This is a genomic window from Stutzerimonas sp., assembly GCF_982611455.1.
On sequence record NZ_CEXBBO010000003.1, the window covers coordinates 68,652 to 90,566 of the forward strand.

General features: G+C 51.2%; 21 protein-coding genes. 3 read left to right on the top strand and 18 right to left on the bottom strand.

Annotated features, from left to right (window positions below; translation table 11 throughout):
• Positions 1–286: 286 nt before the first annotated feature.
• The 3 genes from AC2LD7_RS02685 to AC2LD7_RS02695 all read left to right on the top strand — a co-directional run bounded on the left by AC2LD7_RS02685 (position 287) and on the right by AC2LD7_RS02695 (position 2,015).
• Positions 287–1,222, top strand: coding sequence for a hydroxymethylglutaryl-CoA lyase (locus AC2LD7_RS02685; protein WP_484596316.1), 936 nt, complete (start codon positions 287–289; stop codon positions 1,220–1,222).
• A 181-nt stretch (positions 1,223–1,403) separates the two neighbouring features.
• Entirely contained in the window at positions 1,404–1,700 is a 297-nt protein-coding gene (locus AC2LD7_RS02690; RefSeq protein ID WP_484596459.1) for an HI0074 family nucleotidyltransferase substrate-binding subunit, read from the top strand.
• A 3-nt stretch (positions 1,701–1,703) separates the two neighbouring features.
• Positions 1,704–2,015 (top strand): nucleotidyltransferase domain-containing protein, encoded by a 312-nt coding sequence (locus AC2LD7_RS02695; RefSeq protein ID WP_484596317.1) that lies wholly within the window; start codon positions 1,704–1,706, stop codon positions 2,013–2,015.
• Positions 2,016–2,166: 151 nt separating this feature from the next.
• Here AC2LD7_RS02695 and AC2LD7_RS02700 read toward each other — a convergent pair whose 3' ends face one another.
• The 18 genes from AC2LD7_RS02700 to ihfB all read right to left on the bottom strand — a co-directional run bounded on the left by AC2LD7_RS02700 (position 2,167) and on the right by ihfB (position 21,675).
• Entirely contained in the window at positions 2,167–4,170 is a 2,004-nt protein-coding gene (locus AC2LD7_RS02700; RefSeq protein ID WP_484596318.1) for a polysaccharide biosynthesis protein, read from the bottom strand.
• A gap of 113 nt (positions 4,171–4,283) precedes the next feature.
• Positions 4,284–4,838 (bottom strand): sugar transferase, encoded by a 555-nt coding sequence (locus AC2LD7_RS02705; protein ID WP_484596319.1) that lies wholly within the window; start codon positions 4,836–4,838, stop codon positions 4,284–4,286.
• A gap of 19 nt (positions 4,839–4,857) precedes the next feature.
• Entirely contained in the window at positions 4,858–5,802 is a 945-nt protein-coding gene (locus AC2LD7_RS02710) for a UDP-glucose 4-epimerase family protein (protein ID WP_484596320.1), read from the bottom strand.
• A complete protein-coding gene (locus AC2LD7_RS02715; protein ID WP_484596321.1) occupies positions 5,802–6,716 on the bottom strand; it encodes a glycosyltransferase in 915 nt (304 codons plus the stop codon). Before AC2LD7_RS02715 ends, AC2LD7_RS02710 begins: the two co-directional genes overlap by 1 nt.
• Before the next feature lie 101 nt (positions 6,717–6,817).
• Positions 6,818–8,008, bottom strand: a complete 1,191-nt coding sequence (locus AC2LD7_RS02720; protein ID WP_484596322.1) for an O-antigen polymerase — start codon at positions 8,006–8,008, stop codon at positions 6,818–6,820.
• Between the two features lie 3 nt (positions 8,009–8,011).
• Positions 8,012–8,932, bottom strand: a complete 921-nt coding sequence (locus tag AC2LD7_RS02725; RefSeq protein ID WP_484596323.1) for a glycosyltransferase family 2 protein — start codon at positions 8,930–8,932, stop codon at positions 8,012–8,014.
• A gap of 32 nt (positions 8,933–8,964) precedes the next feature.
• On the bottom strand, positions 8,965–10,293 hold the full coding sequence (locus AC2LD7_RS02730) for an oligosaccharide flippase family protein (protein WP_484596324.1): 1,329 nt from the start codon (positions 10,291–10,293) through the stop codon (positions 8,965–8,967).
• A gap of 7 nt (positions 10,294–10,300) precedes the next feature.
• On the bottom strand, positions 10,301–11,410 hold the full coding sequence (locus AC2LD7_RS02735) for a glycosyltransferase (protein ID WP_484596325.1): 1,110 nt from the start codon (positions 11,408–11,410) through the stop codon (positions 10,301–10,303).
• A gap of 76 nt (positions 11,411–11,486) precedes the next feature.
• The gene (locus AC2LD7_RS02740; RefSeq protein WP_484596326.1) at positions 11,487–12,395 is read right to left on the bottom strand and encodes an NAD-dependent epimerase/dehydratase family protein; all 909 of its coding nucleotides are present in this window, start codon (positions 12,393–12,395) and stop codon (positions 11,487–11,489) included.
• 14 nt (positions 12,396–12,409) lie between these two features.
• Positions 12,410–12,946, bottom strand: a complete 537-nt coding sequence (gene rfbC, locus AC2LD7_RS02745) for a dTDP-4-dehydrorhamnose 3,5-epimerase (protein ID WP_484596327.1) — start codon at positions 12,944–12,946, stop codon at positions 12,410–12,412.
• 73 nt (positions 12,947–13,019) lie between these two features.
• Complete coding sequence (gene rfbH / locus AC2LD7_RS02750; protein WP_484596328.1) at positions 13,020–14,333, bottom strand: lipopolysaccharide biosynthesis protein RfbH; 1,314 nt, start codon at positions 14,331–14,333, stop codon at positions 13,020–13,022.
• A gap of 24 nt (positions 14,334–14,357) precedes the next feature.
• Entirely contained in the window at positions 14,358–15,443 is a 1,086-nt protein-coding gene (gene rfbG / locus AC2LD7_RS02755; RefSeq protein WP_484596329.1) for a CDP-glucose 4,6-dehydratase, read from the bottom strand.
• A gap of 2 nt (positions 15,444–15,445) precedes the next feature.
• The gene (gene rfbF / locus AC2LD7_RS02760; RefSeq protein WP_484596330.1) at positions 15,446–16,219 is read right to left on the bottom strand and encodes a glucose-1-phosphate cytidylyltransferase; all 774 of its coding nucleotides are present in this window, start codon (positions 16,217–16,219) and stop codon (positions 15,446–15,448) included.
• A 19-nt stretch (positions 16,220–16,238) separates the two neighbouring features.
• The gene (locus AC2LD7_RS02765; RefSeq protein WP_484596331.1) at positions 16,239–17,225 is read right to left on the bottom strand and encodes an FAD-binding oxidoreductase; all 987 of its coding nucleotides are present in this window, start codon (positions 17,223–17,225) and stop codon (positions 16,239–16,241) included.
• Positions 17,226–17,251: 26 nt separating this feature from the next.
• Positions 17,252–18,418 carry a nucleotide sugar dehydrogenase gene (locus tag AC2LD7_RS02770; RefSeq protein WP_484596332.1) on the bottom strand — a complete coding sequence of 389 codons (1,167 nt, stop codon included), beginning with the start codon at positions 18,416–18,418 and terminating at the stop codon, positions 17,252–17,254.
• 75 nt (positions 18,419–18,493) lie between these two features.
• On the bottom strand, positions 18,494–20,047 hold the full coding sequence (locus tag AC2LD7_RS02775) for an MBL fold metallo-hydrolase RNA specificity domain-containing protein (protein ID WP_484596333.1): 1,554 nt from the start codon (positions 20,045–20,047) through the stop codon (positions 18,494–18,496).
• Between the two features lie 102 nt (positions 20,048–20,149).
• Complete coding sequence (locus AC2LD7_RS02780; RefSeq protein ID WP_484596334.1) at positions 20,150–21,244, bottom strand: LPS O-antigen chain length determinant protein WzzB; 1,095 nt, start codon at positions 21,242–21,244, stop codon at positions 20,150–20,152.
• Positions 21,245–21,390: 146 nt separating this feature from the next.
• The gene (gene ihfB, locus AC2LD7_RS02785) at positions 21,391–21,675 is read right to left on the bottom strand and encodes an integration host factor subunit beta (RefSeq protein ID WP_019340642.1); all 285 of its coding nucleotides are present in this window, start codon (positions 21,673–21,675) and stop codon (positions 21,391–21,393) included.
• Positions 21,676–21,915: the final 240 nt, after the last annotated feature.

The following is a 21,915-nucleotide window of genomic DNA, read 5'->3' on the forward strand; positions in this document are numbered from 1 at the left end:
GCCCGCCCTCGGGGCGCAGCTTTGGCTCTTCCACGCGGAGCAGGGAAAAATCAATTGAGTAACCGTAGGGTGGGCTTTAGCCCACCATCCGTGCGTTGCGGGCACTTTATTGTCCCCACGCGACGAATCGGAACGATCAAAGCCATGAACGACCTGTAGGAGCCAGCTTGCTGGCGAAAGGGACCGCCAAAGATCCGCGAACAAACTCGCTGCTCCGCGCTTTACCGATGGTTCCCACGCTCTGCGTGGGACCATCAAGAAAATGCTCGCCACCAACGGAGACATCATGACCAAACGCCTCTACATCCAGGACGTCGCGACCCGCGATGGCTTTCAGATCGAACCCAATTTCATCCCCACCGACAACAAAATCGCCTTGATTGATCGCCTCTCCGAAACCGGGTTGGCAAAGATCGAGGTCACCTCCTTCACCTCGCCCAAAGCCATTCCAAACCTGCGCGATGCCGAAGAAGTCATGCGCGGTATCCCCCGAGTGCCGGGTGTCGAATACACCGTATTGGTACCCAACGTGAAGGGCTGTGAACGCGCCCTTTCCTGTGGCGTGGATGAGATCAACCTAGTGATGTCCGCCAGCGACACCCACGGCTTGGCGAACCTGCGGATGACGCCGGAGCAATCACTGGTGCAGTTTCGCGAGATCATCGAGGTGACTCATGGCAGCGACGTGTTCATCAACGCCTCGCTATCGACCACCTTCGGCTGCCCATTCGAAGGTGAAATCCCCGAACCATGCGTGTATGAACTGGTGCAACGCCTGCTGGATATCGGCGTGCAGGGCATCACCCTCTGCGACACCACCGGCATGGCCGACCCGGCTCAGGTCGAACGCATCTGCCGCGAAGCGATGACCAACTGGCCCGAAGCGGTATTTACCGCGCACTTTCACAACACTCGAGGAATGGGACTGGCCAACGCGTTGGCTGCGCTGAATGCAGGTATCGACCGCTTCGACGCCTCCCTCGGCGGCCTCGGCGGTTGTCCCTACGCACCCGGCGCCAGCGGCAATATCTGCACCGAGGATCTGGTGCATATGTTCCAGCGCATGGGCATGGACACCGGTGTCGATTTGGACAAGCTGCTGCAGTGCGCGGCCAGCCTGCCTGAACTGGTCGGCCATGACGTACCGGGAGCCGTCCTCAAAGCTGGCAAATCGGACCGCCGATATCCGAAGCCGAAGTGGATGCAGGAGTCAGACAAATAGGCCTATCGATGACGAAGTTGGAGCATATGCGCAAAACGCACCAGGGCTCATGAATGAATAACATTGATGTGCACTGGCAACAACGCCTGCATAACTTCAGAAGGGTCCTGCTAGAGCTCGATGAAGCAATAGAGCTCATGCAGCAACGTGAGAGCTATCGAGACTGGAAAAGCAGGGTGTCATCCACCGCTTCAAGACTTGCTATGAACTTGGCTGGAACACGCTAACGGATTTCCTCGTCTGGCAAGGCATCGACGGCATCGTAGGCTCCCGCGATACCATCCGCGAAGCATTCAGCAAGGGCTTGATCAGCGATGGCCATGCCTGGATGCAGATGCTAACGGACCGAAGCCGTACTTCTCATACATACAATGAAGAAATGGCCGGGGCGATTCTGACTAATATCCGATTGCAGCACCACTCTCTACTCAAGAAACTCGCGAACACGATGCGCAGCCGGGCCGGGCTAACCCCATGACGCTTGGAGAACGTCGGTCTATGCGAAGAAGATCTTCAATCTATCCGTGAAACGCTTCGACGCTTCCCCAACGTTAGCGAAGCGATTCTCTACGGCTCCCGCGCAAAAGGAAATTACCGCCCCGGTTCAGATATCGACTTGACCGTCAAAGGCGCTGAACTCACACACCACGACCTACTCGACATCGCGCTGGCATTGGATGACCTGCTGCTGCCTTACAAGATCGATCTGTCATTGCATCACCAAATCGACAATCCACACCTGATCGACCCCATCGACCGAGTCGGGAAGGTCCTCTACGAAGCAAGGGTTTAGCGCATCGCGGCAACTCTGCGCTTTGCCTGAAGATCGCTGCAGCGCATGTATCATCTCGCGGCATGGCCTCGTCGATGGCACATCACGCGGCTGCTCTTGTGGGAGGCGCTCCCCGCGGCGAATGCCGGCGCGAGCCGGCTCAAAGACATAACTACTCCGAAGGGCCCACCCGCCGCTGCTGATAGATCAGGTCGACGATCTCACCTTCCGGGACATACCCACTCACCACTTCCCGCAGCAACACCCGGACCTGCGGATAATCGTCCTGCTCCACCGCCTTGAGCAGCTTCGCCAACGCGCCCCGCAGCACATCCCAAGTGAAGTACTCCTCATCGGCCCGCATGATCATCGGATGCTCGGTTGGGCTCACGTTGTCGCCAATCAGCAGCTCTTCATACAGCTTCTCACCCGGGCGCAATCCGGTGAACTCAACCGCGATATCCCCGTGCGGGCACTTCTCCGAACGCACGCTCAAGCCAGATAGATGAATCAGCTTCTCGGCCAACTCGGCAATACGCACCGGCTGCCCCATATCCAGCACGAACACATCTCCGCCCTGCCCCATGGATCCGGCCTGGATCACCAACTGCGCCGCCTCGGGAATGGTCATGAAATAACGCGTGATCTTGGGGTGGGTCACCGTCACCGGTCCACCGCTGCGAATTTGCTGATAGAAGCGGGGAATCACCGATCCGGACGAGCCCAGCACATTGCCGAAACGCACCATGGTGAACCGGGTCTTGTTGACGTGATGCACCGCACCGTCCGCATTGAACAACACAGGTGCCGTCTCGCGGCTCAGCGCCTGCAAGATCATCTCCGCAACCCGCTTGGTGCTGCCCATCACATTCGTGGGCCGGACCGCCTTATCGGTGGAGATCAACACGAAGTTGGCCACGCCCGCCTGCACGGCAGCCTGGGCCGAATTTATGGTGCCGAGCACATTGTTCAGCACGCCTTCGGCCACGTTGTGCTCCACCATGGGCACATGCTTATAAGCAGCCGCGTGGTAGATCGTCTCTACCTGCCAGGTACGCATCACGTCTAACAAACGATCGGGATTGCGAATGGAACCCAGGATCGGCACCAGTTTGATCGGCAGAGAAGCCCGCTCGATATTCCGTTCCAGCTCAATGTGAATGTTGTAAAGATTGAACTCGCTGTGCTCGAACAGCAGCAACGCCTTGGGTTTGTTCGAGAGGATCTGCCGGCACAGCTCCGCACCGATCGAACCGCCAGCGCCGGTTACCATCACCACCTTGCCGCGAATGCACTTCTCGAACAGCGCCTGCTGCGGCGGCACGGCATCGCGGCCCAGCAGGTCGGCGATATCGACCTCTTGGATGTCCTCGACCTTCACCCGGCCACTGGCCAGATCCATGAAACCCGGCACGCTGCGAACATGCAGCGGATAGGGTTCCAACGTTTCCAATACTTCACGCCGCCGCGCACGTGAGGCCGAGGGGATAGCCAACAGAATCTCATCGCTACCCGTCTCATCGATCATCTGCCGAATATGCTTAGGTGAATAAACCCGCAGCCCGGCAATGCTCCGGTTGAATAGATTGGGATCGTCATCGATGAAGGCGACCGGACGCATGCCCCGCCCCAACCGCAACGCCGCCACCAACTGATTGCCTGCGGCACCGGCGCCATAAATCGCCACCTTCGGCAAGCTCGCGTCACGCCCCTTGAACTTGGTGAGCGAATCCGGAGAGAACCAGTCCCCCATAAAATACTGGCGCATCACCAGCCGCAATCCACCGATCAACACCAGGCTCAGCCACCAGTAGTTGAACACCATCGAGCGCGGAATCAGCTTGGGCGCATCGGTGCGCCAGTACACCGCCAAGGATAGAAGCAACGCGGAGAGCGTCACGGCCTTGGCTATGGCCATCAGCGCGTCATTGCCAAAATAGCGCATCACTGCGCGATACATGCCAAAGCGGATGAAGAACGGAACGGCAACCAGCGGCGCTACTGCAAATAGCCAGGCATGCCCACCTAGAGGATCGACAAAGCTAGCCTCACCAAGACGAACGAAAAACGCCAGCCAAAGTGCGGCCCAGACCAGCACGACATCGGTCGATACCTGAATCAATCGCTTATAGCGCCTGGGCAAACGTACCAAACGAGAACGAAGTTTTTCAGCCAATCTCAACACAAAGCTACCCTTCCCGGAGTCGGAATGCCGTCATCGGCTACGCAGTCCATTTAATCATTCAACTAACCCAAGGCTAGACAACGCAATTTAGAAAACAGCTGAGATCAGCGCCTCACGACCCGGTCACCTGCACCCTTACCCGCCACGGTCATAAAGATGTACTTGAAGTAGTCGGCCAGCGTCAGGCTGTCGATCATCTTCTGATCAGTTTCGGCCAGCAGAGCTGGCGTGGACATATCGATCTCGCTCACCTGCGCTAAGCCGGTAATCCCGGGGCGCACGTCGAAAACGCCACGTTTGGCTCGCTCCTCAGTCAGTTCCTTCTGATTGAACAGCCCCGGTCGTGGCCCTACCAAGCTCATTTCACCCTTAAGCACGTTCCATAACTGAGGCAGCTCATCCAGCTTGGTCTTTCGCAGGAAATGGCCAAAGCGAGTAATAGATGCACTGCTGGCTAGATGCGTTGCAACCGATGCTGTATCCACCCGCATCGTGCGGAACTTGACCAGCGTAAACGGCTTCTGATGGCGGCCAACACGTACTTGCCGAAAGATTGGCGAGCCCGTATCGAACAAGCCGATCAGCGTGAGCACGAGCAATATTGGGAAGCCAAGCACTAAGCCCACCAGCGAAAATACAAAGTCGAAAAGTCGAATCACGGGTTCATCCGGTAATAGATCAATTGGAACGCTCGAAGCAGCGCCTCAGCCCTTCCTGCACCGTATAGGGCGGCTTCCAGTCCAGCAGCTCGCAGGTCTTGCTAATATCCACCTGCAACGAGCCGAGCAGCCGTTGAGCCATCGCTTTTTTGCCCAGCAACGTAGCACCGAGCTGGAGCATGCTAGCCGGCACTGGAATCAGCCGTGCCGGCTTGCCCATCGCTTCGCCCACCCCATGCAGCAACTGAGCGGTCGAAAGATCCTCGCCATCGCCTGCAAGGAACACCTGATTGGCTGCGGCCGGATGATCGATACAGCGGATGATCAGATCGACCAAATTATCGACGCCCACTAAGGAGCGTTTGTTGTGAACGGCTCCTAGGGGAAGAGGAATTCCTTTTTCAATCAACTTGACCATATTAAGAAAGTTACCCTTTACACCCGGCCCGTAAACTAGCGGCGGGCGGATAATCACCACCTCCATACCAGTTTCGGCGGCCAACTGAGTCAAGCCCTGCTCTGCTTCCAGCTTGGAAAGGCCATATGCGTCTTTGGGAGCCGGAGGATCATTAGCAAAATAAGACTGTCCCCAAAGCGTTTCTTCACCGTTAACTTTGATCGAACTGATAAAAATGAACCGCTTAACTCCTTTTACAGCAGCTTGGCGAGCCAGACCAAGCGTGCCTTTTACATTCACGCGTCGATACTCGGATAAGGGCTCTGCCGTTTCGTCCTGCATAATGTGGGCACGAGCTGCGGTATGAATAATAACCTCCACTCCGGAAAGTGTATCGGTCCAGTCAACCGAATCGCTCAGATCGCCTATTATAAAATATTTATGCCTAGCGTTTGAACAAGGGCGACGCACTGCTGCAACTAGAGCGTAGTTTTCGTTTCTGTCTAGGTGAACTACGACGTTGGTACCAACGAAACCAGTGGCTCCTGTAATCAGTACTTTAGTCATTACATAAGTCCGAAAAAGGCGAGCACTCCAAAAACTAAGCGATCACGAGAGGAGCGCCTCAGCTCACTATAATTATTTATTAGATAGGCTTTGGGCAAAGTCCCTTCACGCATTATACTCAACGGCAAGTTAGGAATATTATGCCCTACAAGACTGGAAATCTTTGAAATCTCCGTCTTATACCAACCCGACCTTATCAATTTGAGGCGACTCTGAACTCCAGACAACCCGTCATTAGCGCCGATCTGATTGCCACCATGCTGCCTATATAATATATAGGAGCTTTCATGTATATACCAAGTCCTTCCACTGGAGCGAAACCAAGCGTAAGTGAGCCAATCATGCAAGGCCACATTATTTGCTGCCGTCCAGTTTTCAAGCAAAAACTTTTTGAATTCTAATGCATCGGACACTCGAAGCACATAACTACAACCAGGCCCTCCCGCCTCAAATAAAAAATCATATTTACGTTGAGGCTGCGACTTAACAAGCAAAACCTTGCGCCCGTCGGGCCAATAGGCGGTAGCATTACTTGAATAACCAGCGCAACCACGCACTATCATGGCATTATGTGCAGCCCGATACTTATCCTCAAGATAAATATCATCTTGATCTGCGTATGAAACATAATCAAAATTACTGAAATCTACATCTTTAATCAAACGAAAAAAATTCTTGGCCGCCCCGCCAAATCGCTCGCCTGTCTCAGGCAAAACAATAATCCGCGGCTCTCTAAGGGACAAATCTTGGCACCAAGCAAATGTCCCGTCTGAAGATTGGTCAACGCTTACATATACAATAACCTCAACTCCGCGCTGTGCAAGGATAGATGAAATCTGTTCTTCAATCCAGCGCATGCCATTATAGGCAGCCAACAGTACAGCTACTTGCGGAACCTTAAGAAATGGGCTCATATCGATACCTGAACAAATAAATTCGTACCAGCCAACATTCGACGATAAATCCTGACCAGTCGCTATACTACAAATATTTTTATCTAACACTCCAGCCGGTATCACAGCATGGCATCTACCTTACGCGGCATCACGCAGATTGCTCTTCTACGAAATACAAATAACGCAAAAATAAATTCAAAGATAAAGACCAAATGTAGCATGTGGTTAGAAAATACCGACTCAACCACTGCATACAATAGAACGACCCATGCAACCAGAAACGCTGGAGAAGACCTTGACCTAGCGATTACTATTGCAGCACCACAGCCAACTATAAAGAATACAAAGGGGGCAAAAATATAACCAAAGTCCGCGAGCAACGGATAAAATATAGTATTAACATTTAACGCACTACTAACTAAATCAAACTCTAAAGCACCAACAAGCTGTGCAGATAAGTAATTCCTTAAAGGGGATGGCAACAGCTGACTCAATGTAAAGAATGGAACAGCCACAGCGTCAGCTTCAATAATGTTATAATTTACATTATTTATAGGACTAACTAGATAAACGTAAACCCAAACAGGAAAGCTAGGAGCCCAATCCGGATACGCGAAATTTAGTTGAGCAAGCCGTATAATCATATCCCGACCAGAACGCAGATCGCCCAAAATACCAAAAATAAAAAGAGAGAGCATTCCGATCAAGAAAAACTTGGTTAACCGCCACCACGGAGGGCGAGCTAAAATTAAATACGTGAACGATAATTGCAAAACCAGTGCGACCATCATCATCCGAGAAAGAATCAAAGCAGGCCATACAAAAAGAAACAACAACATAAATAAACTAGTTTTGCTCTTTTCAAGAAAAGCTTTAATAAAACAAATAAAAGCTATTAGAAAATACGCAGCATTCAAAAAGCCATGAAATACGGGAAGACCAAACTCAGTGTACCGAATAGGGACACCGAACCCAAAAGCCGAAAACAAAGGCAAGTTTTTATGATATATAACCTCAAATACAGAACCGCAGAGCCAAAAAATCAAGAGAATCAGGAACCTAGTTTTGAATTTTCTTTCTGATAGCATCCCTAGATACGCATGTCTATCAACGCTCGTAGCAAAACTAAAGCGCAGCCCTGGGCGAAGAGCCAGGAAGAAGTATCCCATTAAAAAAAAGCCAGAGGAAGCAACTATCAAATAAACAGTCTCAGGCAACAACGGGGTTAGTAGATCACTCCAACCCTGAACATAAAGCAATAATACGGCACACCATATATAACAAAAAACCAATGCTGGATTAGTAAGCATTTCTCACCTTTGTAAATACGACCTGCACCAGACCGAAAACCTTAAGCCAAACACGGCAGAAAGCAACTCAAATATCGACCTGAAACTCCGGTTAATAACAATCCCTTTCAAAGCATACCTGAACGCCGACGATCGATCCCCACTAAGCAAGCTTTTTAGAAAAAATAAAGAATTAATATTCCCGTTTCGGGCCTTTAACTGACTACTTGTTAGGCTTGTAATCCAGCGCGAATATTTTTTATCAATTAGATCAATCGCGGCTTTTTGTTTGTCGATAGATTTAGATATGCTTCCCTCAGATATCTTGACGTAATACCGAGTCAACGGGACGCCAATATATTTAAAGGCCCCACTTCTCTCCGCCAGAGAAAGCCAAGCATCCCAATCTTGCAGCGCGGGCAAACGCTCATCAAACAATTTATTATTTTGCAAAAACTCTAACCTAACGCCGACCATTGAGGTAGCGCCTACACAGTTGCTACATAGCAAAGATAAAAAGTCGATATTCTCCGCGGGAAAAGACTGATAAGAAATACCATAGTCCATATAAATAATTATCGCCGGGTGATAGACGACATCAAATTTGTCCTTCAGGTATTCGTCCCGTATTACTCTAATCTTACCCCGTTCGAACTGGTCATCATCATCGAGAAACAATACTAATTCGGAGGTTACTTTAGATATGCCGAAATTGCGACAGTAGTTAGCGCCGCGCCTATCATCGTTAACAAGTAGTGTACAACGTACACTTGTAGGAAAAATATCAAAGATAGATCCATCAATATGGTCGTCTGATTTATCATCAACAACAACGACCTCATCAGGAAGCACCTCTTGCGCCACCAAACTTAAAAGGGCCCTCCTTAAGTCACCCAAACGATTACATGTTGTAATAACAACGCTTACTGTCAATCCCAAACTCATTATTGCTCTCAACTATTATTTATAGGTCAATGCTATAGGTCGAAGATTGCAAGCAAAACCATAGCGGCGGCTGAGATGAAAGCCGGAAATAAGTTTATAAAATACCCCAAAGGTGAAACCTTGAAGATTCTTGAATACATAATATAGTAGGTCTGAAAAACATTGATATGGAAAGCAACAACCAAAGCCCAGCAAAGAAACTCAACATCTCGAGTTATTATACCGCCCACAATAGAGACCACCACGACGACGGCAGATAAAGCACCGCTTAAGAACAAAAGGTCAGCCCTGCTCATAGCTTGAAAAAAACTGCCACTCGTTGAAAGCACTACTTGAACAGGGATAGCAATGGCAAGGATACGTATTATTGGAATTACATCAATCCATTGTCTACCGAGTGCAATCAACACGACCCAGTCAGCCAAAACGTACATTGCCAGACCTGCTGCTGCGCCGATTACTGATAGTTTGAAACTAAAGTCACGATGCACTTCTTCTATTCTTTTTTTATCATTTGCATGCTGCCGAATGACAGGTTGAATGGCAGGAGTCATGGCAAAGGTCAGTAGCATCAAAGGGTACTTCATGAGCTGGTAGGCTTTGTCGTAGGCCCCCAGCATGCCCGCGCCCATATACTTGCCGACTAAAATTTTGTCTAAGTTGCGCGAGAAGTAGTTGATAAAGTTGAAGCCGAACTGGTAGCTGGAAAATCCAAGCAACGGTTTAATGGCTGCGAAATGCTTGCCCGGTCGCGGACGACCGAGCTCAGAATTTTTTGAAAAATACCAGGTGACGAAAAAGAGTGTTGCTGCGCTAAAAGGCCCTTTAGCAGCAAGCGCGTGCAAAGGATCGATCAGGAATGACAAGGCGATGACGGCTGCTGTACTGACAAGCTCCGCGGAAAGCCCCGCATTTGCAATGCGGAAAAAAGCCTGATCACGGAGCAAGAGAGCGTTAGGTACAATGCTTGCTGCGAAGAACAGCAGGCTCACTGCGATATATGGAACGACCTCATCGACTCGCGGCAGCTGATAGAAAAGAAGGAAGACCGGCGACGCAGCGGCAAAGAGTACGGCAAGCAACAGACCCATAGTAATGGTCAAGCCAAATAGACCATCTCGATCTTCCGGCACCAGGCGATCAAGATTGATGATCGCCGGTCCCAGCCCGGCCTCCGCCATAAGCTGGAAAAAGGTGAAGAAAACCATGATCGCCGCTACGGTACCAAACTCTTGGGGCGTGAAGATCCGGGCAAGCAGCATCATGGAGAGCAGATTTACCGCATAGACAAGGTAGCGGCCCAGCATACTCCGCGCTATCGCTGAATAAAGGCTGCTCATACTTAGATTTTTAGCAACCATTTTTTTGTTACTCTTTCAAGAGCTTAAGGAGCTTAACCTTGAATGTGTCTGGAGAAAAAAGTTCCAGATACTTTGATTTCCCAGACTCACCTATTAATTTAAGTGCCCCTCTTTCATATGCGTATTTCTCTAACTGGCAAGCAATATCTTCAGGAGTAGGCTCTGCAAAGATCAAACCTTCGTCACTTTCGAATAGCTCATTGATCGCAAGCGTTTTCATTGTTAGGCAAGGGAGCCCCAGGGAAAGCGCGTCTACAAGTTTATTAACAATTACCGTCTTTGCTTTTTCGCTGGTTCCAAAGCTTCCTAATGCCAAATCACAGTTTTTGCCCAGATATGGCGCAAGCTTCCCATTTGAGAAACTGTAACTATTGTTGACTACAACCCTATCTCCCAAATCGAGACGCTGGATCAAATCGATATAAGGCGAAGCCTTTTGATCAGAGTCACCAAACAAGTTAAGTTTGATATTGTTATTTTTTAGTAGAGCAAAAGATTCTATTATATTTTCCAGCCCGTGCAGGGGAATATATGTGCCCCACCAGCAGACATTAAAAAACTCGTTATCCTTTCGCTCAACAGAAATAAGTTCTTTTTTATAATCAATGCACAAAGGAATGATTCGAATTTTTTTCTTATCGAGGGTCACTCGCGCTATCTTTTGATAATAGTCAGCCTCGGAGTTATTCAGAAAAATAACTGAATTTGCTGTACGCAAAAAAAATTGATCTTTGAGCAACGCATGCCTGGCGCGCAGTGAGTTTTGCTTTGCCAGCTTTCGGTCATTAACAATGGCGTCATATTGACCAATATAATAATCAACTATTATATTTTTCCAAAAAAGCTTTCCAATTAGAACATCGATGATAGAGATATCTGATGCATTCATTGGCAAAACAATAACGCGAGACGACAGAATTATCTGAATCAACCTTATAGGAAATGTTAACGTCACAAAGAAGAATGCCACTATTTTACCTAAAATTTTATTGTTGACTTTAGGCGTAAAATAGCTTTCTGGATTGTAGCAATAGCTCATTCCCGAGTCGCCAATAGCTTTTAAAATGTTTTGAGCTCTATAACTGCCCGAGATGCTGCCGCTTACGAAAATTTTCATTTTTTAGACCACTAATTAATTAACTACAGCATCCCTTATTGCTCAGATGAGTCTCCAAAAACTTTTTGTATTTTTATTATTCTGAGCAGTTCTTATGATGCAGAATCGAAGCAAGGCCGTCATAGATGTCAATTTGTGCGTGCCACCCTGGTGGATGCTGCTCCGCCCTAATGGGGGACATCACTTCGCGTTCACGGTATGACCTTGCACCAAAGGTTACATTGATGGACTTATTGCTGATTTTTCCTAATAACTCCACCAGTGCGCGCACAGAAATAGATATGCCGGATGAAACTGCATATCGCTCGTGCTGCTGGGATATAACACCAGTCATTAAGTTTTGGGCGCAGAGTGCAAACGCTCTCGTTACATCATCAATATGCACCAGGTCGAGAACTTGTTCGCCAGGAGATATGCTAAGCGCTTCTCCAGTGTTTGTTGTTTTCACTAGCAGATTGATCAGTTTTGGACGCGGGTCGTCCGGGCCATAGGTGTCGAAAAGCTTGAGCGTGATAGCGCGCATAGGAAAGGCATCTGTGTAAAAATCTAAGATGTCCTCAAAAGCTTGTTTGGTGGCGGCATACAGGCAGACCGGATCGTAGGCTTCACTACGATAGTGCTGCCACGAGGTGCCAGTGTTAATGAAATACTTAATACCCGCACGAGCGCACGCTTCAGTCAACTGAGTGCTGAATAACAAATTACTGTTTATGAGGTCCGTAACCTGCTCGCTACGGTGTTCGGCGATAAACAACGATGCCAGGTGAAATATTACGTTGGGGCTGGCAGCAGCGACTGTAGCGTGCATGCTCTGGATGCTGCCATCGTAGCAATGTGAAGTGACCCTGTTAGAAATATTTTGGGGTAGCGATCGACTAGACTCACGAAGCAGCACATCTACTTGCCAGCCGTCATCCAGTAGCCGCTGGCAAAGTTTGCTGCCAATATAACCAGTAGCGCCGGTAATGAGAGCTCTTTGATTCATAAATTATCCGCTTGTCAAAATGGACTAATAAAGTCAGTAAGAGCTGGAAAGTCGCGGTCGCGGTTGGACATTATAGGATCTATTACTCCCCAGTCGAAACCGAAGCTATCCCAACGTATGCCGCTGTCGTTCTCAGGTGCATATTCGGACGTGACGTTATATATCATTAGTGCGGGCTCTTCGAGCGAGACGAAACCATGAGCGATGCCTGCAGCAATATACAAAGCATGTCCAGAATTCGCCGTCAACTTCAGGGAGAAGACTTGACCGAAGGTGGCGGAACTTTTGCGCAGGTCTAGCAGTACATCAGTTACGCTACCGGCAGCACAATAAACAAATTTGGCATGATCATGTGGTGGCGTTTGAAAATGCATGCCGCGGACTACGCCCTCCTTGGATGTTGAGTGATATTGCTCTACAAAATCGCTACGCAACCCGTGATCGTTAAATTGCGAAACCACAAGCGACTTCACGAAGCCACCACGGACATCCTTAAAAACACGAGGCTTGATTAGATGGCAGCCGCTTATAGGGAGCTTTGTTATTTGCATAAAAATTTAACTGTAAGTAAAAAACTGAGTACTTCTGTACAGCACAACATGATCTTTCGGTTGATGCGCTTCATCAGAAATTCAGTCCAAAAAACTCTTCTAGTTTCTCAGCTACAAATTCGAAATGCTCCTGTCCCAGCGAGGGCTGAACACCCAGCCAAAAGGTCTGATTCATAGTGCGGTCAGTATTGGTCAACTCTCCTACTACTCGATATTGCACATTCTGAAAGTAAGGCTGGCGAGTAAGGTTGCCGGCGAACAATAGACGTGTGCCGATATTGTTTTGGTCAAGGAATTTCAATAGATCTACACGCTTCACCCCAGCGCTTTCCTTAAGCGTCACAGGAAAGCCAAACCAGGACGGATCGCTATTGGGCGTCGCCTTGGCAATTTCGAGGAATTCGTTCAGACCGGACAGCCGTTCCTTGAGCAGCTTGAAGTTGCGCTTACGGGTATCAATGAAGTCTTGTGCGCGCTCCAGCTGGGCAAGGCCACAAGCGGCTTGCATATCACTGATTTTGAGGTTGTAGCCCAAATGCGCGTAGACGTACTTATGGTCATAGCCGTGCGGCAGGCTACCGAATTGTTGACCAAAACGGTCGCCGCATGTGTTGTCGCAACCGGGCGCGCAGTAACAGTCCCTGCCCCAGTCACGGAAGGATTCGGCAATTAGTTTGAGCTGGGCGTTATTGGTAAACACAGCCCCACCCTCGCCCATCGTGATGTGGTGAGCCGGATAAAAACTTAGGGTGGCGATATCGCCGAAAGTACCGACCAGCTTGCCGTCATAGGTTGCACCCAAGGCATCGCAGCAGTCTTCCACGAGCCACAGGTTGTACTTCTCGCACAGCGCTTTCACCTTTCCCAGGTTAAAAGGGTTGCCCAAGGTATGGGCGAGCATGATGGCTTTGGTCTTGGGAGTTATGGCCGCCTCGATCAGATCAGCGTCGATATTGTGGGTGGCCATGTCGACATCGACGAATACTGGAATCGCACCGAACTGGACAATGGGATTGACTGTGGTCGGAAAGCCAGCAGCTACGCCGATCACTTCATCGCCTTTTTTGATTGCACGCTCGCCCAGTTTTGGCGAAGTCAGGGTGCTAAATGCCACTAGATTGGCCGAGGAGCCGGAGTTGACCGAAAGCAGGTATTTGACGCCAAGAAATTCCGCAAGCTTCTTCTCGAACGCAGCATTGAAACGGCCGGTAGTGAGCCAGCCATCCAGTGAGGCTTCGACCATCAACTGCAATTCGCGAGCGCCTATGACTTTTCCTGACGGCGGAATGACGCTTTCGCCAGGAATAAAGGGTTTGGGCGCGAGGGCGATGTTGGCGTACTGCTCGACGAGCTTGCTGATTTCCTGACGGAGCATATCGGGGGTCATTGCGTGTCCTGCTTACAAATTAGTTTATTTGCCGCTTGTGGGCGTGGTTGCCATATATGCGTTGATTTCTTCCAGGCAACACCTTCGCATGTCTTCGCCACACAACCAGGCGCGGTGCCAGTTGACGATACGGGCCAGAGTGGTTTCCAGATCCCATGTAGGCGACCAGTGCAGTCGGCTGCGCGCCTTGGAGATGTCCAGCTTCAAAAAATTGGCTTCGTGTGGCTGCGGGTTTTCATCCAGCTGCCAACTGGCATCTTGCCCCCAATTTTCAGTCATATGATTAAGGATCCAGTCGACCGGCCGGGCATCTTCATCCTTGGGCCCGAAGTTCCAGCCTTCGGCGAAGGCTTGGCCGTGGTTGTATAAATATTCGGCTAACAGCAAATACCCACCCAAGGGCTCCAGCACATGCTGCCAAGGCCGCGTCGCCTGCGGATTGCGAATGATAACCGGCTGGCCTTGTTGAAAGGCGCGAAGAATATCAGGGATCAGGCGGTCTTCGGCCCAATCACCACCACCGATGACATTGCCGGCGCGAGCAGACGCCAACGCTGGCCCTTGCTGAGTATTGAAAAATGAGTTGCGGTAGGCGGATGTCAGCAACTCAACACAACCTTTGCTGTTGCTGTACGGATCATGTCCGCCCATAGGCTCGTCTTCGCGATAGCCCCACTCCCATTCGCGGTTTTCGTAACACTTGTCAGTAGTGACGTTGACGATGGCACGCAGGTCCGGGCATCGGCGCGCGGCTTCCAACACATGCAAGCTACCCATCACGTTGGTGGCATAGGTTGCTACCGGCTCGCGATAAGAGAGACGCACCAATGGCTGTGCGGCCATGTGGATGAGTACGTCCGGGTTGAAGTCACTGATACTTCGGATAACAGCTTGGAGATCGCGAACGTCGCCAATCTCGGACTGCATGCCTTGACCCGCCCTAGCTACATCAAAGAGAGCTGGCGTGGTGGGAGGCGACAGCGCGAAACCTTTGACTTCGGCACCCATGCTCTGCAGCCAGAGCGATAGCCAACTGCCTTTGAAGCCAGTATGCCCGGTGAGGAAAACTTTTTTGCCTTTCCAAAAGGCTGGGGTGACGGTGGCTTTCATGCTTATGCCCACGTTTTCCAAGGTGCGTTACCGCTTTGCCACAGCTCTTCCAGATGAATCTTGTCGCGCAGGGTGTCCATAGGCTGCCAGAAGCCATGATGCTCATAAGCCATCAATTGCCCTTCCTCGGCAAGTTGCATCAGGGGCTCTTGCTCCCAGACGGTACTATCGGCGGCCAGATAGTCGAGCACCTTGGGCGTCAGCACAAAAAAGCCACCATTGATCATGGCCCCGTCGCCTTTGGGTTTTTCCTTGAAGTTGAGTACCTGACCCTGGCGGATATCCAGAGCCCCAAAACGGCCCGGAGGATAGGTGGCAGTGAGCGTGGCGGCCTTGCCATGTCGCTTATGGAAAGCCAGCGAGGCAGTAATATCAATATCGCCGACGCCGTCGCCGTAGGTAAAACAAAAGGCTTTTTCGTGCTTTACATAATCAGCTACGCGTCGTAAGCGGCCGCCCGTCATCGAATCTTCACCTGTATCAACCAGTGTTACATTCCAGGACTCGGCGCGTTTATCATGCACTTCCATGGTGTTGTCGCGCATGTTGAAGGTCACGTCGGACATATGCAGGAAGTAGTTGGCGAAGTATTCCTTGATGACGTAACCCTTGTAACCACAGCAAATCACGAAGTCGTTGATGCCATGAGAGGCATACATTTTCATGATGTGCCACAGGATCGGCTTCCCGCCGATTTCAACCATTGGCTTGGGGCGTGTGCTGGTTTCTTCGCTCAGTCGAGTGCCTAAACCACCAGCGAGAATAACTGCCTTCATATTGTCTCCAAGGTTCATATCAATTCGAGCTCACAAAAGCGTCGGAATGGAATTTTTTCGGATCAAGGCCTGCTGCAACAAGTTTGCTACGGGCAGTTTCAATCATTGGCTCGGAGCCACAGGCGTAGACGATGGAATCCTGCAGGTCGATGCCATCGGAGATAACCGCATCCTGTACGTAGCCTTGTCTGCCCCCGCTATTCGGTGAGCGGGAGAGAACAGGGACATATCGCATTTTTAGTTCAGGGTAATCTAAGGGCTGGTAAAGGTCTTTCCCAGTTCTGCCGCCCCAGTAGAGATGTATTTGATGGTAGGTATTCATAGCCGAATTTGTGGCGAGCTGCTCTAGTATTGCGCTGATCGGCGCGATTCCCGTTCCGGTAGCCAGCAAAACAAGTTGTGAGGCTTGCGCCTGACGCAGGCAGAAGGTACCAAGCGGACCTTCGAACCTAAGCAGATCGTTTTCCTTGGCTTCCTCGAACCAATAACGGCTCATCTCACCATGGGGAACCTTGCGAACCTGCAACTTAATTTTCCCATCACCTCGCGGGGCGTTAGCGATTGAGTAACTGCGCCGAAGGCCATTTTTGCCAATCACGTCGATATATTGGCCTGGCAGGTAATATAAAGGACTAGTTGGAGGCGTCCTGAGTATGACCTCGATGACATCGCCCGATAACATACTTAAGGCCTGAATACGGCAGGGGAGTGTTTTGGTTTCGATGCCACTGAGCTCTCCGAGGTCCTCTAGGTCGAGCTTGACGTCTGTTACTGCAGTGCGACAACAAGTAAGAATAACGCCTGCGGAGCGTTCAGCTGACGTGAGCGACTCCTCTTCTCTGAGGGGCATGGTAACGCCATCGAGCACCTGTGCCTTGCATATGCCGCAGCGGCCTGTTCGGCAACTATGTTCAAGAGCAATACCTTGGGCACGCGCAGCTTCAAGCATTGTTTGCTCTTGCGAGCATTCGAAAATTTTAGCGTTTGCCAATTTAATAACAGACATTAAAAACAGCCCGATAGACTAGAGTGTCAGTCGATCTCAAATAGATCGCGCGTATAGAGTTTTGACACAACATCCTGCAGCACGTGTGAGCGACGATTAGCAACGATCACGTCACTAATAAGCTTGAATTTTTCCAAATCGCAAATAACCTGCGAATTAAAGAAACTGCACTGCTTCAACGCAGGTTCGTAAACCACCACCTCGATACCCTTGGACTTAAGACGTTTCATCACACCTTGGATAGCGGAAGCTCGATAGTTATCGGATCCAGATTTCATCACCAGTCGATAGATACCGACCACCTTAGGATTGCGCTTGAGAATGGAATCTGCAATGAAATCCTTGCGGGTGGTATTGGCATCCACGATTGCGCGGATTAGGTTGCCGGGCACATCGGCATAGTTAGCCAGCAGCTGCTTAGTATCCTTGGGCAGGCAGTAACCACCGTAACCGAAGCTGGGGTTGTTGTAGTGTGTACCGATGCGCGGATCGAGCCCGACGCCTTCGATAATTTGTCGAGTATCTAGGCCATGGGTTTCGGCGTAAGTGTCCAGCTCGTTGAAGTAGGCAACGCGCATAGCGAGGTAGGTGTTGGCGAATAGCTTGATCGCTTCGGCTTCCGTGCTGTCAGTAAACAGTGTGGGAACGTCTTGCTTGATGGCGCCCTGTTGCAGCAAGCCTGCAAAGGTTTCTGCTCGTGCCGAGCGTTCGCCGACAACGATCCGCGAAGGGTGCAAGTTGTCGTACAGCGCCTTGCCTTCACGCAAGAATTCCGGTGAGAACATGATGTTCTCAGTGTTGTACTTCTCACGCACGCTTCTGGTGTAGCCAACGGGCACCGTGGATTTGATTACCATGACCGCTTTCGGGTTGATCGCCAGTACGTCCTCAATCACTCCTTCGATGCTGCGAGTATTGAAAAAATTGGTTTGCGGATCGTAGTCGGTGGGAGTGGCAATAATCACGAACTCGGCGTTGCGGTAAGCGTCTTCCTTGTCGAGCGTAGCCCTAAGGTTGAGCGGCTTCTCCGCGAGGAAACGTTCGATTTCTCTGTCTTCTATAGGCGACTGGTGATCGTTGATTAAGTCTACTTTGGATTGAACGATGTCTAGAGCGATGACCTTGTTGTGCTGGGCAAGCAGCACGGCGTTGGAGAGCCCGACGTAACCGGTGCCTGCGATTGTGATGTTCATGGAAAGAATACGTCCTTGCCTAAATGGCGTGCTTGACCGTAAAACACTGGGCCGCTTCGCAAAAAGTCTGGTTAGTTAACTCTGGGCTTTTGTACCGGTCGAAATGTTCACGGACCCTATGTCGTGTTGCTTATATTCATTGTAAAGCTTGGCAGCTAATGCCCGCTTCGCCCCCTCCTCCCCATGCACCACCCGTACCTCAGTCGGCCACCGCTGCATGCCAGTCACAAATTCCACTAGCCCCTTCTGATCCGCATGCGCCGAATACCCACCAACACTGGTAATGCCAGCGCGGATGTCGATACGTTCGCCATCCAGATCCACATAGCCGCCTCTCGGACCGTAGGTTTGTATCTCATGTCCCGGCGTGCCTTTGGCCTGATAACCAACGAACAGGACGTTGTGTCTTTTATCGCCCAGCATGCCTTTCAGGTAATTGACGATGCGACCGCCGCTGCACATGCCGCCACCGGCTATAACGATGGCTGGGCGCGCAGTCTGGGACAGGTGATTAACGATGCGCTGGTGGTCGCCGTGGCTGTCTATTGTGATCAATTGTTCGAAGGCCAGCGGTCGGCGCCCAGATTGGATACGGTCGCGGGCCTCTTGGTTCCAGAAGGGTTTGAGGCTTCGGTAGGCCTCGGTGAAGCGGCTGGCTAACGGCGAGTCGAGGATGATGGGGAGTTCGGGCCAGTTTGTTTCGGGGTCTGGTTCCGCATTGATGTTGTCTGCCTTGCCCCTCACCCCAGCCCTCTCCCCAGAGGGGAGAGGGAGATGATCGGAGGTAGCCCTCTCCCCGGTGGGGAAAGGGGGCTGGTCTGTGGCCGTTCTTTGCTTGTTTTGAATAATCTCTTCGAGTTCGTAGAGCAACTCCTGGGTGCGGCCAATGCTGAAGGCGGGGATGAGGACGGTGCCCTGGTCTTCGAGGGCTTGCTCGATGACGGCTTCGAGCCGCTTTCGGCGGTTTTGTCGATCTTCATGGAGGCGGTCGCCGTAGGTGCTTTCCAGCACCAGAATGTCGGCGCGCTCCGGTGATTCGGGCGGCATTAGGAATGGCGCGTGCGGCGCACCGAGGTCGCCGGAGAAGACTACGCGCTTGCTCTGCCCTGTTTTTGGATAGGCGAGATCGATTTCAACGTAGGCAGAGCCCAAAATATGCCCGGCACGCTGCAGGCGTATGCGAGCCACCAGTTCGTCGGTGTCCGTCAGGGTGAACCATTGCTGATACGGCAGCGCGATGATCCGCTGCTCGACGAGCCGGATGTATTTCTCGATCTGAGCTTGGTCACGGCTGAAGCTGAGTTTGAAGGCATCTTCCAGCACGATCGGCAGAAGCTTTGCGGATGGCTCGCTGCATAGGATGGGGCCGTCGAAGCCTGCCGCGAGAAGATAGGGGATGCGCCCAACGTGATCAATGTGTACATGGGTCGCGACCAGCGCTTTTATCGTGTCCAGCGGGAACTCGATGTTGAGGCGATCCGCGCCCGGCTCACCTGGGATCGATGCGTCGTTGCCCTGGAACAAACCACAGTCGATCAGCAGACTGTTAGCGGCGTTCATACGCAGTTGGTGGCAGGAGCCGGTTACGCCGTCCTTGGCGCCGTGATGTTCTATTTGTGGATAGTTCATGGTTATTCCTTTAACTAGCACTTGAGTAAGCGCTCCACCCTTGGGAGGAGCACTCGACGTCTCCCCGCTCAGCAACACCGCAACGAAATGCGCCGAGTTTGCTTACGCCTGGCTCGCGTTTCGGCCAACCATGAGTCGTATCAATGCGACAAATACGCCGAGCATCCCGCCTAGTACCAATCCAAGCGCAACAATCATCATCTTCTTGGGCTTGATTGGGGTTTGCGGTTGCTGGGCAGCACTGTCTAGCGTGAACACGGCGACGGCGCTGGGGTCGATCTCGATGGTATTCAGGAAGGACAACTCTTCCTGCAGGCTGCGTAGTTCAGGAATGAACGGATCATCGGATTTACGCGCTTCCAAAACTGCCAGTTCCGCTTCGATGGCCCTGGCACCGCGCATATAGGTCAAGGTTCCATCGACAAACTGTGCCAGCTCATTGCTCGAAGACGTATGGCCCGCAGTCACTTGAGGCGTGATCATCCCGACCGCCCTTGCAACCACTAGCGCTTCTTGAAGCACAGCTATACGATCCTGTCGGCGTTGAGATGCGGTGCTGCGTAAGGAAGCAATGCGGCGTTCGGTTGAACGGATCCGAGTATCTATCTCGCTCATTACGTTGCGTTGCATATCGCTCTTCGCCGCAGCCGAAGCCCGGCTGACAAGGTCGTTGACCCACTCGGCCGCTTGCTCTGGATCGTGATGCTCGACTTTCACCTCGTACATATCCGGCTGCTGCTTATCTGGCGCCCGGATAGAAAGCAGATCGTTGAACTTCGCCCAAAGGCGGTCATCTGCCGCAGATTGGTCATCCGGCGGCAAGGATGGGAGATATACATCTCTGAAGAAAGCGCGACGCAACGACAATGAATTCAGACTGCGTGTAAACACGGCGTAGACATCCTCAGTCGAGAAGGTCTTCTGCCGTCCCTCGGTTGAGTCATCTCGATCTGTTCTGTAGGCCGGTACGTTTCGCCCAGCGTTATAGGCGGTAATGTCTGAAAGAAGCGGCGGCAAAACAGTCGCATGGGCTTCATATACGGGCCTCGCTAAATATGCATACGCAGCCGCGCATGCAGTTACGGCGATGGTTACCCCTATTATGATTAACTTCTGTTTCCAGAGTCCCTTGAACAGCTCCACCAGATCGATTTCATCGTCCCGGTATGAATTTGTATGGGTGTCCTTGTCCTGCATGAATCTCTCCAGGGGATGCGCCTAAAAAAGGCGGAATCCTGCCATGGACGGGACTCAAAGCCAAACACAAATCACGTGTTTATCGGACGAAAGGAGGTGCCAGGCTCAAGCTGGCCTTGAATTCAAGCTGTAAACGACAGCGGTTCTTATTCGTCCTCATTCACCCGATCACGCAACTCTTTCCCCGGCTTGAAATGCGGAACGAATTTGCCATCGAGCGGGACGGATTGCCCGGTTTTTGGATTACGGCCAACGCGCGGGGCGCGGTAGTGAAGGGAGAAACTGCCGAAGCCGCGGATCTCTATGCGGTCTCCGGTCGCCAGTGCCTGGGCCATTTGCTCGAGCATGGTTTTGATTGCCAGCTCCACATCCTTGGACGAAAGCAGCCCCTGTTGGGTGACGATACGCTCGATCAACTCCGACTTGGTCATTGTTTTCCCTTCGTTTTCAAGCGGCTAGATCATTTGGGTTGCGGTCGTTTGTAGCATGTTGTTCAGAGTTTGAACAGCCTGAACGTTTGGGTCAGGTTTTTTTGGTTTGGTGTGGGACCTGGCGTTTTGCTTTGATTTTTGTAGAGGCTCGCGTCGGGGCGAAACTTTTGACTTTTGAGCTGGCGGTGGGTCTGCATTCGCCGCGGGGCGCGCCTCCCACAAAAAAAGCGGTGCCGGTGC